Annotated in this window: 10 protein-coding genes; 7 read left to right on the top strand and 3 right to left on the bottom strand. The window is 63.9% G+C overall.

Annotated features, from left to right (window positions below):
• Positions 1-41 precede the first annotated feature (41 nt).
• On the top strand, positions 42-479 hold the full coding sequence (locus ACPZMI_RS14230; RefSeq protein ID WP_186664368.1) for a carboxymuconolactone decarboxylase family protein: 438 nt from the start codon (positions 42-44) through the stop codon (positions 477-479).
• Positions 480-516: 37 nt separating this feature from the next.
• Here ACPZMI_RS14230 and ACPZMI_RS14225 read toward each other — a convergent pair whose 3' ends face one another.
• On the bottom strand, positions 517-1530 hold the full coding sequence (locus ACPZMI_RS14225) for an AraC family transcriptional regulator (RefSeq protein WP_186664366.1): 1014 nt from the start codon (positions 1528-1530) through the stop codon (positions 517-519).
• Between the two features lie 169 nt (positions 1531-1699).
• Here ACPZMI_RS14225 and ACPZMI_RS14220 point away from each other — a divergent pair, with 169 nt between their 5' ends.
• The 3 genes from ACPZMI_RS14220 to ACPZMI_RS14210 are packed head-to-tail and all read left to right on the top strand — an operon-like array spanning position 1700 to position 4343.
• Entirely contained in the window at positions 1700-2884 is a 1185-nt protein-coding gene (locus ACPZMI_RS14220) for an acetyl-CoA C-acyltransferase family protein (RefSeq protein ID WP_426352481.1), read from the top strand.
• Positions 2885-2897: 13 nt separating this feature from the next.
• Complete coding sequence (locus ACPZMI_RS14215; RefSeq protein ID WP_426352480.1) at positions 2898-3746, top strand: 3-hydroxybutyryl-CoA dehydrogenase; 849 nt, start codon at positions 2898-2900, stop codon at positions 3744-3746.
• A 12-nt stretch (positions 3747-3758) separates the two neighbouring features.
• The gene (locus tag ACPZMI_RS14210; RefSeq protein WP_186664362.1) at positions 3759-4343 is read left to right on the top strand and encodes a TetR/AcrR family transcriptional regulator; all 585 of its coding nucleotides are present in this window, start codon (positions 3759-3761) and stop codon (positions 4341-4343) included.
• Positions 4344-4383: 40 nt separating this feature from the next.
• Here the strand turns inward: ACPZMI_RS14210 and ACPZMI_RS14205 are convergent, their stop codons facing one another.
• Complete coding sequence (locus ACPZMI_RS14205) at positions 4384-5376, bottom strand: bile acid:sodium symporter family protein (protein WP_186664360.1); 993 nt, start codon at positions 5374-5376, stop codon at positions 4384-4386.
• Between the two features lie 127 nt (positions 5377-5503).
• Here ACPZMI_RS14205 and ampC point away from each other — a divergent pair, with 127 nt between their 5' ends.
• Positions 5504-6643, top strand: a complete 1140-nt coding sequence (ampC, locus tag ACPZMI_RS14200; protein ID WP_426352479.1) for a class C beta-lactamase — start codon at positions 5504-5506, stop codon at positions 6641-6643.
• A 531-nt stretch (positions 6644-7174) separates the two neighbouring features.
• On the opposite strand, the gene ACPZMI_RS14195 is transcribed toward ampC, so the two are convergent.
• A complete protein-coding gene (locus ACPZMI_RS14195; protein ID WP_426352478.1) occupies positions 7175-8389 on the bottom strand; it encodes a cation:dicarboxylate symporter family transporter in 1215 nt (404 codons plus the stop codon).
• Between the two features lie 206 nt (positions 8390-8595).
• Between ACPZMI_RS14195 and ACPZMI_RS14190 the strand changes: the two genes are divergently transcribed.
• Entirely contained in the window at positions 8596-11532 is a 2937-nt protein-coding gene (locus tag ACPZMI_RS14190) for an RHS repeat-associated core domain-containing protein (protein ID WP_426352477.1), read from the top strand.
• A gap of 144 nt (positions 11533-11676) precedes the next feature.
• Positions 11677-12624 (top strand): LysR family transcriptional regulator, encoded by a 948-nt coding sequence (locus ACPZMI_RS14185; protein WP_063546177.1) that lies wholly within the window; start codon positions 11677-11679, stop codon positions 12622-12624.
• The last annotated feature ends 198 nt before the right edge of the window (positions 12625-12822 follow it).

Genomic DNA, 12822 nt, shown 5'->3' with positions numbered 1-12822 from the left:
ACCACGAATCACCCCTGACTTGAACTGACTGGAGAATCACCATGCACGATCGAATCGAATGGGCCAGGCACGCCCCTGAAGCCTACAAGGCCATGGTCGGCCTGGAGCAGGTCCTGGCCAAGTGCGGCCTGGAGCATTCACTGCTCGAACTGGTGCGCCTGCGCGCCTCGCAGATCAACGGCTGCGCCTATTGCGTGAACCTGCACGCCAACGATGCGCGCAAGGCGGGCGAAACCGAGGCACGCTTGCAGACCTTGAGCGTCTGGCAGGAAACCCGTTTCTTCACGCCCCGTGAGCGCGCCGCGCTGGCCTGGCTGGAAAGCCTCACCCGCTTGCCTGAACGCGGTGCGCCGCAGGCCGAATACGAAGCGCTGCTGGAGCATTTCGAACCGAGCGAGGTCGCCAACCTGACCCTGGCGATCGCTACCATCAATGCTTGGAACCGCTTTGGTGTCGGCTTTGCCATGGTGCCGGCTTGAGGTGGAGCCTTTGGGGCCGCCATGCGGCCCAGGCCATCTATGGGTTCACGCCCAGCCGGGTCCGATAACTCCCCGGACTCTGCCCCGTCCACTTCTTGAATGCACGATGAAAGGCGCTGGGTTCCTGGAACCCGGTCTGCTCGGCGATCTCGGCAATGCTCAACTGCCCCTCGCGCAATCGCTCGAACGCCATGGCCCGGCGCACTTCGTCCTTGATCTGCTGGTACGAGCGCCCCTCGCGCTCCAGTTGCCGGCGAAAGGTACTGGCGCTCAGGCCCTGGCGCTCGGCCATGGCAGTCAGGGTCGGCCACTGTCCGTAGCCACGGCTGCGCAGATGGCGATAAACCTCCGCCACCAGGTCGCCTTGGTTGCGAAAACGGATCACCAGGCCCTGTGGCGCGCTGCGCAGGAAGGTCTTGAGCGCGGCCAGGTCCTGCACCACCGGCAGGCGCAACCAGGCACTGTCGAACTCCACTTCGGTCCGCCCGCTGCCCAAGCGCAGGTCCGGTCCCCACAGCAGCGTGTCGTCGTCCTGCGCGGGGCGCGCCACGGCCAGCTCGGTGCGGTCGATGCTGATGCGTCTTCCAGCCAGCCAGCACAGCAGGCCGACGACCAGCACCAGAAAGGTTTCCTCGGCATAGACCCGGGTCAGAGGATCGCCGATGTTCGATTGCACGCTGATCACCGCACGCCCGCCGCGCACCGCAAAACTGCCGCGCAAATCGCGCAGGAACAGTGCGAAATTGCCCAGGCACTGGCGCAGGGCCTTTTCCAGGGTCAGCTCCTGGATCAAGCCACGGCAGATCAGGGCAAAGCTACCCATCGGCATGCCATGGCTGTCGAGACGGAAAAACTCGTCGTCCAGGTCTTCGATCAGCGCCAGCCACAGCCGGGCAAACGCCTTGGCCGGCACCCGCGCCTGGGGCTGGGCCAGCAGCGCCGGGTCGATGCCGACCGCACGCAGTTGCGCATCGCGCGCCTCGGGGCGATCGCGCAGGGCGTGGAGCATGGCATTGAGAAAGTACACCGCGACCGAATCGCTTTCGCGCATGACGGATATCCGCTGTCTATGCTGAGTGGCAAAAAATGCCAGGTTGACTGAGCAGTTTCGGCATAGGCCCTTTCTCGGCCTTTGCCTAGACTCGGAGCCCATCCGCAACGGTCGCCATTCTCGCAGAGCCCGGCACCGTCCCGCCACGCCTTCGCAATCGGAGCTATATATGAGCAGCGCAGAAATCTACGTCGTCAGTGCAGTGCGTTCGGCCATCGGTGGTTTTGGTGGTTCACTCAAGGACCTGCCGCTGGCCGACCTCGCCACCGCCGTAACGCGCGCTGCCATCGAGCGCTCGGGCGTGGCCGCCGAGCAGATCGGCCATGTGGTGATGGGCAACGTGATTCCGACCGAGCCCCGCGACGCCTACCTGGGCCGAGTGGCGGCGATGAACGCCGGCATTCCCAAGGAAACCCCGGCATTCAACGTCAACCGCCTGTGCGGGTCGGGCCTGCAGGCTATCGTATCCGCCGCCCAGGGCCTGCTGCTGGGCGATACCGACATTGCCCTGGCGGCTGGCGCCGAGTCCATGAGCCGCGGCCCTTACCTGCTCCCGCAAGCCCGTTGGGGTGCGCGCATGGGTGACCTGCAGGGCATCGACTACATGGTCGGCATCCTGCAGGATCCATTCGAAGGCTTCCACATGGGTATCACCGCCGAGAACGTCGCCGCCAAGCACGGCATCACCCGTGAAATGCAGGACGAACTGGCGTTGACCAGTCAGCGTCGCGCCGCCCGCGCCATCGCCGAAGGCCGCTTCGACAGCCAGATCGTGCCGATCGAACTGAAAACCCGCAAAGGCAGCGTGCAGTTCGCCATCGATGAGCACGTGCGCGGGGATGTCAGTGCCGAACAGTTGGCGGGGATGCGCACCGCGTTCAAGAAAGACGGCAGCGTCACCGCTGGCAATGCCAGCGGGATCAACGACGGCGCCGCTGGCCTGGTCCTGGCTACTGGCGATGCGGTGCACCGCCTGGGTCTCAAGCCGCTGGCACGGCTGGTGGCCTACGCCCATGCCGGGGTCGAACCTGAGCTGATGGGCCTGGGCCCGATCCCGGCCACGCGCAAGGTGCTGGAAAAAGCCGGCCTGTCGGTCAACGACCTGGACGTGATCGAATCCAACGAAGCCTTCGCCGCACAGGCCTGCGCCGTGGCCCAGGCATTGGGCTTCGACCCGGAAAAGGTCAACCCCAACGGTTCGGGCATCTCGCTGGGCCACCCGGTCGGCGCCACCGGCGCGATCATCGCCACCAAGGCCATTCACGAGTTGCAGCGTATCCAGGGCCGCTATGCGCTGGCCACCATGTGCATCGGCGGCGGCCAAGGCATCGCCGTAGTCTTCGAGCGCGTGTGACGGGAGCATCGACATGACCATTCAACAGATCGCCGTGATCGGCGCCGGTACCATGGGCAACGGCATCGCCCAGGTGTGCGCGATAGCCGGTTTCCAAGTGTTGCTCATCGATGTCAGTGACGCTGCGCTGGAGCGCGGTGTCGCCACACTGAGCAAGAACCTGGAGCGCCAGGTCAGCAAGGGCACCCTTGAGGCGGACAAAGCCGAAGCAGCCAGGACACGCATCCGCACCAGTACCGACTACGCACAGCTGTCGAGCGCGCAACTGGTGATCGAGGCCGCCACCGAAAACCTGGCGCTCAAGCAGCGCATCCTCCAGCAGGTGGCCGCCAGTGTCGCTGCACAGTGCCTGATCGCCACCAATACCTCCTCGCTGTCGGTCACTCAGCTGGCCGCCAGCATCGAGCACCCTGAGCGGTTCATCGGCGTGCATTTCTTCAACCCGGTGCCGATGATGGCCCTGGTCGAGGTCATCCGTGGCCTGCAGACCAGCGACACGACCTACGCCCAGGCGCTGCTGGTCACCGAGAAACTGGGCAAGACACCGATCACTGCGGGCAATCGCCCGGGCTTCGTGGTCAACCGCATCCTGGTGCCGATGATCAATGAAGCGATCTTCGTGCGTCAGGAGGGACTGGCCAGCGCCGTGGATATCGACACGGGCATGCGCCTGGGCTGCAACCAACCGATCGGCCCGCTGGCCCTGGCCGACCTGATCGGCCTGGACACCCTGCTGGCGATCATGGAGGCCTTCCACGAGGGCTTCAACGACAGCAAGTACCGCCCTGCACCGCTGCTCAAGGAGATGGTTGCCGCCGGATACCTCGGGCGCAAGAGCGGCCGTGGTTTCTTCACCTACTGAGGAGCGCGCGCCATGCCAGTCACTGCTGCCCTGCGCTGCGCCAATTTCGAGGAACGCCGCGACAGGGCCATGGCGCTGTTCGCCGAAAAAGGCTTCGGCCAGGTCAGCATGCGCGAGCTGGCCGCGCATGTCGGGCTGACGGCGGGCTCGCTGTACCACCATTTCCCGAGCAAGCAGGACTTGTTGTTCGACCTGATCGAGGAACTGTACGAAGAACTGCTGGCTACGCTCGACCAGGGCCGCCGGGCACTGGCCCGGGGCAAGCCGGCACTGCCTGGCCTGATTGCCGCACACTGGCAACTGCATGCAGAACGGCCCTTGCAGTTTCGTCTGGCAGAGCGGGATTTCTGCTGCCTGAGCGAGGCTCAGCAGAGACGCCTGGGCGAGCTGCGCCAGGACTACGAAACCGGGCTGTTGCAACTGGTCGCGCCCAAGGCGCGGCATGGCGGCGAGGTGCTGGCAGCGGCCGGCCATGTGCTGGGCAGCTTGCTGAACCAGCTGCCGGGCGTTCTGCAAGCGCGTGGCGTGCCCGAGCTGCAAGGCGTCGGGCTGATGGAGAGCCTGGTGGCGGGCGGGATAGAGCGAGCGTTGGTGTGAACGGTACGCGCTTCGCGTCCCGCTCACACCACCCTCTGCGTCAGGACGCCGCCGAAGCTTCCTCGCCCACCACTTCACGCGCTGCGTAGCGCTGCGCCAGCACCGCACACACCATCAGCTGGATCTGGTGGAACAGCATCAGCGGCAGGATCATCGCGCCGATCCCGCTCCCCACGAACAATACCTGAGCCATCGGCACCCCGGTGGCCAGGCTCTTCTTCGAGCCGGCAAACAGGATGGTGATGCGGTCTTCGACGCTGAAGCCCAGCACGCGCCCCAGCAAGCGGGTACCGAGCAGCACCACTGCCAGCAACACGCCGCAGGCGACGAACAGACCCAGCAAGTGCTGCGGCGAGACGGTACTCCACAAGCCCGTCACCACCGCTTCACTGAACGCGGTATAGACCACCAGCAGGATCGAACCCTGGTCGACGATCTTCAGCCAGCGTGCATTCTTCTTGACCCAGGCGCCGATCCAGCGACGGGCGATCTGCCCGGCCACGAAGGGCACCAGCAACTGCAAGGTGATCTTCAGTACTGCATCGAGCCCCGAACCGGTATCGCCGTCAGCACCCAGCAACAGCATCACCAGCAACGGCGTAAGGAAGATACCCAGCAGGCTGGAGGCCGCCGCGCTGCAGATCGCTGCCGGGACATTCCCACGTGCCAGCGAAGTGAAGGCGATGGCCGATTGCACGGTCGCCGGCAAGGCACACAGGTACAGCAAGCCCAGGTACAGCTCGTTGCCCACCAGCGGCACGAACAGGGGCTTGAACGCCAGGCCCAGCAACGGGAACAGGACGAAGGTGCACGAGAACACCAGGATGTGCAGGCGCCAGTGGCCGGCCCCGGCGATGATCGCCTCGCGGGACAGCTTGGCGCCGTGCAGGAAGAACAGCAGGGCAATCGCCAGGTTGGTCAGCCAGCCAAAGGCGACCGCGCCGTCACCCGAGCAGGGCAGCAAGGTGGCAAGCAGGACCACCGAGAGCAGGGTCAGGGTGAATTTATCGAAAAGCATGCGCAGGTACTTCATGAAGTGTCCGTCTTGTCATGGTGCAAGGCCTGACGATAAGGTCTGCGCTCTCTCGGCGCTAACGCCGGAACCCCCGCCAGTGTCGCTGAACGGACATTGGCCCTCTTCCAGGCAAGGAAACCTATCGATGTACAGCCTACGCCCCGTCCTGCTCACCCTGGCCCTGGCGGTGTCCGCCCCCCCTGCGCTGGCCGACGACCTGCAACGCCAGGTCGACGCCATCGTCCAGCCACTGATGCAGGCACAACACATTCCCGGCATGGCCGTGGCGGTCTACGCCAACGGCCAGGCGCACTACTTCAGCTACGGCGTGGCCGACAAGGACGACAACCGGCCTGTGACCCACGACACGCTTTTCGAGGTCGGCTCGGTGAGCAAGACCTACACCGCCACCCTCGTCGCCCTGGCCAGCGCCCAAGGCAAGCTCGACCTCGATGCCCCGGCCAGCCGCTACCAGCCAGCGCTGGCGAAGTCGGACCTGGGTACGGCGAGCGTGCTGGAGCTGGGCGCCTACAGTGCCGACTGCCTGCCCTTGCAGTTCCCCGACGCGGTGGCCAACGACGCGCAGGCGTTGGTGTTCCTCCAGCAATGGCAGCAGAAAACCGAGCGCGGCACCCGCCGTTGCTATTCCAATCCGAGCCTGGGACTGTTCGGCAACCTCGCGGCGCAGGCGCAGAAGCGCCCGTTCGCCGAACTGATGCAGCAAGGCCTGCTCCCGGGCCTGGGCCTGAAGCACACCTACCTGCAGGTCCCGGCAGCAGAACGCGGCCACTACGCCCAGGGCTACGACGCCAATGAGCGCCCGATTCGCGTAAGCCCTGGCGCCTTCGCCGACGAAGCCTACGGCATCAAGACCAGCGCTACCGACATGCTCACCTACCTGCGCGCGCAACTCGATCCACAGGGATTGTCGGCGGATATGGCCAAGGCGATCGCCATTACCCATGGCGGCTACTTCCAGGTGGGCGACATGACCCAGGGCCTGGGCTGGGAACGCTACCCCTACCCGGTCGCACTCGACACCCTGATCAAGGGCAATGGTGTGCAGATGATCCGTGAGCCGCAAATCGCTACACGGCTGCAACCCGCACAACCGGCCGGCCCGGCGTACTGGTACAACAAGACCGGGGCCACTACCGGGTTCGGTGCCTACGTCGCCTTTGTGCCGAGCAAGGACATGGCCATCGCGCTGCTCGCCAATCGCAATTACCCCAACGATGAACGGGTCCGTGCAGCCCACGCGATCCTGTCTGCCGTAGCTCCTTGAGTGCCATGCATTTCAAGGTGTTTGCGTAGAGGCTGAGAGGGGTTCGCCGAGAGCTTTTTAGCGCCTATGAGATCGAGCGCCGCCCGCGCGGCGCTTCGCGGGCAAGCCCGCTCCTACATTTGTTTCGGGCCAATGAATCCTGTGGCATTTTCGCGCGACCCCTTTGGCGCACGGCGCGTTACCGAGTCGTACACACCAGGCGGTCGCGCGCCTGTGGCACAGGCATAACTGGCCCGAAACAAACTGTAGGGGCGGCGGTTCGGCGCTCCGACTTGCCCGCGAAGCGCCGCGCGGGCGGCGCTCGATCTCGTAGGCGCTGAAAAGCTTCAGGCAAGCACCTGTCAGCCCTCACGCAATCACATGCGAACACCTTGAAAGGGATGGGTGTGAGAACCCGCTATCCATTTGCAGTTCAACGGCTGCCATGGCAGCTGTGCGTGGGCAGGCTTGCGCCTGGCCGGCTGATTGATCTCTATGGACCGGCCTCTCACCCCACGTAACAGCTGCCACCCATTTGACAGCGAGCTTGTCCTAGCCCAACACCTCGCGCAATCTCGCCCGATCCACCTTCCCGTGCCACCAGGCAATCGCCAGGCACGCCACGCAATTGCCCACCACATTGGTCACCGACCGGCATTTCATCAGCCGCTCCACGCCAATCAGCAAGCCGATGCTCTCCAGCGGCACGATGTCCAGCACGCTCAAGGTCGCCGCCAGGGTGACGAAGGCCGAGCCAGCCACGCTGGTCGAGCCGAGCGAGGTGAACAGGCTGACCAGCACGATGGTCGCCAGCAGCGATGGGTTCAGGTCGATATGCCCCAGCTGTGCAAGAAACAGCACGGCAACCATCAGGTACAGGCTCGAGCCGTTGAGGTTGAAGCTGTAGCCGGCCGTGAGGGTCAGGCGCAGGGTCTGGCTGTCGCAACCAGCCGCTTCGAGCTTTTCCACCAGACGCGGCAGGGCGGCCACCGACGAGCCGGTCGAGATCACCAGCAACAGTTCTTCCTTGATGTAGCCCACCAGCCGCGCCAGGCGACAGCCGAGCAGGCGCATCACCAGCAGCGGCACCAGCAGCAGGTAGGCCAGGCACGCGGCGTAGGCGGCAATGACGAACTTGGCCAGGGGAATGGCGGCGTCCAGGCCGTACTTGCCGATGATGAAGGCGATGGCACCAAACGCGGCCAGCGGCGCGAAGCTGACGATCAGGCGCATGATGCGGAACATCCAGGCCATGGTCCGGTCGAGCTGGCGGGCCAGGCGTCGGCCGGTTTCGCCGCTGCGCCCCAGCAGCAGGCCGCACACCAGCGCGGCCAGCAGCACCTTGAGGATCGGGCTTTCTTCCAGCGAGTCGAGCAGCAGGGTGGGCAGGCGCGAGAGCATCGGGCCGTCGCCGGCCAGCAGCGGCACCGACCACACGTGGCTGGAGCTTTCCAGGCCGGCGCCGGGCCGCAGCAACAGGGCGACAACCAGGCCGATCAGCAAGGACAGCAACGACATCAGTTGCCAATAGGCCATGGCCTTGAGGCCCAGGCGCGCTGTGGAGCGGTAGTCGCTCAGGGCGGCGGTGCTGGAGCAGACCAGGATGAACATCACCACCGGGGCGCAGACGCCGATGATGGAGATGAACAGGTCACTGAGCGGCTTCATCTGCACCGCCAGGTCCGGCTGCCAGACGCCCAGCAGCGCACCGGCCAGCAGGGCGAGCAGGAGCAAGGCAAGATCGGAGCGGGGACGGTTGCGGATCATGGACGGGTTTGTTCTTGGTTTTTGGCGATTCTAGCGTGAATGATGCGGGGGCTGTGCGGGTCTTGGATCGAGCCGTCTGTTGGCCCACCACCTGATAAATCTGTCAGTTTCGCGGGCAGGGGTGCATCCCTACTATCACCGAACAGCTTGCGAAGCATGGCTCAAGGCGGCTCGTATTTGACGCCTCACAGATAATGGTGAGCAACATGGATGCGCCAGCGGTGAACGCAGGTACTCCTGGGGTCCGGGTGATCGAGGGTCGTGGCCTGGCTGTACGCGATATCGCTGGCTATCGCCATCCGACGCTGGCGCAGGCCTTGGCCTGGCGTATCACCCGGCACAGGCATGATGCCGTCAGCCGTCGCAGCGAAAGTCGTGATCCGCGCCTGCATGTCGAGGGGCGGGTGAACTTCGCGTGGCAGTCCTCGTTGGGCGGTGTCACTGTGCGCACCCAGAATGCCGACGCCGGTATTTGCCTGCGCCTGAATGATGTGCAAGGCCGACCGCTGTTGGCGCTGAGCCGGATCCGGCTGGGCGAGCGGGGTGATGAGGATGTTGGCGAGGCGGTCGTGGACCGCTTTCATTACGAGCCTGTGAACCTGCCCGGCCGTTTGCTGGGCGTGACCGAGCAGGTCATGGCGGGTGCCGAACGTTGCAGCGAACGACTGATTTATGCAGAGGCAACCCAGGCCAGTAGAGATCGTAATCTGGCGGGCCTATGCAACCGTCACTACGACCCGGCCGGGTTGTTGCAGTTGGACGAGGTCGCCCTGACGGGCGAACCTCTGGTTTCTCGCCGGCGTTTGCTGGCATCCGCGGATGATGCAAACGCACAGGCCGACTGGCAGGGCGAAGACGCCTCGGCGTGGGAGGCACTGCTGGCGCCGCCGGGCGAGGCATATGTCAGCCACACGAGGCGGGATGCGACAGGCCTGCCCGTGAGCGCGACCGATGCCTGCGGCCACAGGCAGCGCCTGGCCTATGACCTGGCCGGGCATTTGCTGGGCAGTTGGCTCACGCTGCAGGGAAGGCCTGAACAGCCGATCGTCGCGGTGTTGCACTACTCGGCGGGCGGACACAAACTGCATGAAGCGCATGGCAACGGCATCAGCACCAGGTTCACATTCGATCCCCGCAGCCTGCAGCTGACGGGGATTTTGGTGCAGCGTCCGGCCAGTGCTCCTTCCGGTGCCCGGACCTTGCAGCACCTGCGTTACAGTCATGATCCCGTGGGTAATGTGCTGCGTGTTCGCAACGAGGCCGAGGCCGCACGCTATTGGCGCAACCAGAACGTCATGGCCGAGGGCGCCTACGTCTACGACAGCCTGTATCAGCTGATCGAGGCCAGTGGCCGGGAAATGGCCGGTGCTGCTCGGCAGGGCACTCGGCTACCTGAACTTCGCGTACCGGTCGATCAGACGGTCTACAGCCGCTACACCCGTCATTACTGCCACGACAGCGGCAACAACCTGACGCATATGCACCATCGTGCGCCTGCCTCCGGCAATGACTACAGCGTGCAACTGACCGTTTCCGACCGAAGTAACCGCGCGGTGCTGGCTCAGCCAGGACTGCTGCCCGGCGAGGTGGATGCACTGTTCGACGCTGCTGGCCACCAGTGTGCGCTGCTTCTCGGCCAGCCGTTGCAGTGGACTGCGCGCGGTGAGCTGTCGCGGGTTTCGCCGATTCAGCGTGACGAAGGCGCGGATGATTGCGAGTGGTACCGCTATGCGGCGAATGGCACGCGCCTGTTGAAGGTCACAGCGCAGGCCAGTGCAACTGCACGAACGGAGCGAGTGGTGTATCTGGATGGCCTGGAGTTGCGCAGCAAGTGGGTTGCCCAGGCGGAGCTCGAGCAACTGCAGGTGATCACTGTGGCCGCGGGTGGCGGTGCCGAGGTGCGGGTACTGCACTGGTCGAGTGGCAAGCCGGCTGAGCTCGAGAACGATCAACTGCGTTACAGCTATCACGACCTGATCGGCAGCAGTGGCCTGGAAGTGAATGGGCGAGGTGACGTGATCAGCCTGGAAGAGTACTACCCCTATGGCGGCACGGCGGTGTGGGCGGCGCGCAGCCGACTCGAGGCGAGTTTGAAGACGATCCGTTATTCTGGAAAAGAGCGTGATGCGACGGGTTTGTATTATTACGGAAGTCGCTATTACCTGCCTTGGGCGGGGCGTTGGTTAAGTGCGGATATGCTGGATGATGATGGGAAAGCGGTGGATGGTTTGAATCTGTACCGGATGGTTGGGAATAACCCGATGACGCTGCATGACCCGGATGGGCGCGAGGGAAAAAAGGGGTACATTTATCTACCAGTGGTGGGTAATGATACGGTGCAAATGGCGGTGGGGGATAATTTCAATCGCTATGTCAAGGGACGGGATTTAAGGCCTGTTATTTTGCCCGATCGCACAGCAAAGAAGGCGTTCGAAGGGTTGAAGCCTCAGTATATTCTTGGGGCTAGAAGTGAATTGGAACGGGCTGAAAATTTGCGGCGTATGGCGCGTGCGGGGGCACTCCCTGCTACGACGCAATCGGCCTACTTGGAGGAGGCCGAGTATATAGAGAACGAGGTGAACATTAGGCTGAAAGTTCTAAAGCGCTTGAAAGTGCACAGTAACGCCGAAAGTGGATTGCTCTCAAGGCTCGCGCCCGGCGGAAGTAAACTGTACATATCGGCCCATGGGGAGGCTGGGAGCGGTAGGTTAGCGGCGACATACAGTCCAGAGAGTGCTGAGATTTGGTCCGACGATCTGGCGCAGGAGCTTGAAGCCGGAGGACTACCCAAAGATTTTCAGGATATTCGAGTCTCCGCGTGCTGGAGCGCTAATGCGGTCGAGATAGAATCTTTCGATTCGGATGAAATAGACAGATCCGCTTTTGTTGCTACGGCTGTAGGTGATGGAGATGATCAATCAGGGCCATCTACCACTCCTCGGCCCTTCAACGTCATGCTGCATAGCGAGCTCACAAAGAAAGGCTTCAGCAAAATTAGCGTGACCGGCTACTCTGGGACATTATGGACTTACCCAGACGGGAAGCACTACGTCAGTGTGTTGAGGTCAGCAGACGGCATAACTACTTTGAGTGCACGCCGATCCAGCGTGAAACGTGTCCACCCAAAGCCCAAGTCTAACTGATCGAAATAACGACGTTCCCGGTTGCACCACGCCAAGGGTATTCAGCGCGCCGATCCTCCGGGGCGCTCGACAGTTGCCAACCCCCTCCCACACCACCCCATGCATGCGCCACAATGCCCCTCGCCACCCGCCCCTGGAGCCTGCATGGAACTTCGTCACCTTCGTTACTTCGTCATGGTCGCCCAGGAAAAGCACTTCACCCGTGCTGCCGCGCGGCTGAACATGCAGCAGCCGCCGCTCAGCCAGCAGATCCGCGCACTGGAGCAGGAGCTGGGCTTCGACCTGTTCATCCGCCATGCCAAGGGTGTCGACCTGACCGCTGGCGGCGAGGTGTTCCTGCAGGAGGCGCTGGACATCCTGCAACGGGTCGAGAACGGTGCGCAGAAGGCCGCGCGCACGGCCAAGGGCATCGAAGGCAATCTCAAGGTCGGCTTCACCAGCTCGGCAGCGTCCCATCCACTGATCCCCCGCATCATCCGGCGTTACCGCGACCTCTACCCGGACGTCGATATCGCCCTGCACGAAGGCAACGCCCGCGAGCTGACCGACGAGGTGAGCGACGACAGCGTCGATATCGGCATCCTTCGCGCACCGGTCGATCGCCCACGGGGCATCGCCTATCACCGGTTGCTCAACGAAGAGCTGGTGCTGACCCTGCCGGTCGGTCATCGCCTGCTCGACAGCGGTGCGGCCATTGCCCTCAAGGACCTGGCCGACGAGCCGTTCATCCTGGTGCGCCGTCCGGGGGCGCCGGGGATGTACGCCAATTTGCTGCAGGCCTGTCGTAATGCGGGATTCGAGCCGAAGGTGGCGTTCGAGGTCGAGCGCATGCTGACCAACGTCAGCCTGGTGGCCGCCGGTGCCGGGGTGTCGGTGGTGCCGACTTCGATGCGCGGCTTTCACGAACACAGCGTGGCCTACCGGCCAATCCGCGACGCCCGGCCACGGCTGGCGGCGCCCATTACCTTGCTGTGCCGGCAGGACAACCCGTCGCCGCAGGCGGTGAATTTCGTGGCGTTGGCGCGGGAGCTGGGCAGCGAGTTGCGCCGTGAACGACGGGAGGCCGGTGGTGCTGCGTTAGCTACAGGCTAATGACAAAGCGGCGCCCGGCTAACAAGGGCTGGGCGCTGGGAGGGTAGGGTGGTGGCAACACTGCAAGGCCTGTGGCGAAGCGATTTTGGCCGGCAGGCTTGTGGTGGCTGTTCCGGCCTCATCGCGGGACAAGCCCGCTCCCACAGGTGTTCCGCAGGTTTCGGAATCGTCGGGGCACCTGTGGGAGCGGGCTTGTCC

This window comes from Pseudomonas wayambapalatensis, from assembly GCF_049942315.1.
In the GTDB taxonomy this organism is placed as follows: Bacteria; Pseudomonadota; Gammaproteobacteria; order Pseudomonadales; family Pseudomonadaceae; genus Aquipseudomonas; species Aquipseudomonas wayambapalatensis.
This window is presented reverse-complemented; position numbering and strand designations above follow the sequence as displayed.

Coding starts and splice junctions, on each gene's coding strand:
- ampC (WP_426352479.1), top strand. CDS start 5,504: ATGTACAGCCTACGCCCCGTCCTGCTCACCCTGGCCCTGGCGGTGTCC.
- ACPZMI_RS14190 (WP_426352477.1), top strand. CDS start 8,596: ATGGATGCGCCAGCGGTGAACGCAGGTACTCCTGGGGTCCGGGTGATC.
- ACPZMI_RS14210 (WP_186664362.1), top strand. CDS start 3,759: ATGCCAGTCACTGCTGCCCTGCGCTGCGCCAATTTCGAGGAACGCCGC.
- ACPZMI_RS14215 (WP_426352480.1), top strand. CDS start 2,898: ATGACCATTCAACAGATCGCCGTGATCGGCGCCGGTACCATGGGCAAC.
- ACPZMI_RS14205 (WP_186664360.1), bottom strand. CDS start 5,376: ATGAAGTACCTGCGCATGCTTTTCGATAAATTCACCCTGACCCTGCTC.
- ACPZMI_RS14185 (WP_063546177.1), top strand. CDS start 11,677: ATGGAACTTCGTCACCTTCGTTACTTCGTCATGGTCGCCCAGGAAAAG.
- ACPZMI_RS14225 (WP_186664366.1), bottom strand. CDS start 1,530: ATGCGCGAAAGCGATTCGGTCGCGGTGTACTTTCTCAATGCCATGCTC.
- ACPZMI_RS14220 (WP_426352481.1), top strand. CDS start 1,700: ATGAGCAGCGCAGAAATCTACGTCGTCAGTGCAGTGCGTTCGGCCATC.
- ACPZMI_RS14230 (WP_186664368.1), top strand. CDS start 42: ATGCACGATCGAATCGAATGGGCCAGGCACGCCCCTGAAGCCTACAAG.
- ACPZMI_RS14195 (WP_426352478.1), bottom strand. CDS start 8,389: ATGATCCGCAACCGTCCCCGCTCCGATCTTGCCTTGCTCCTGCTCGCC.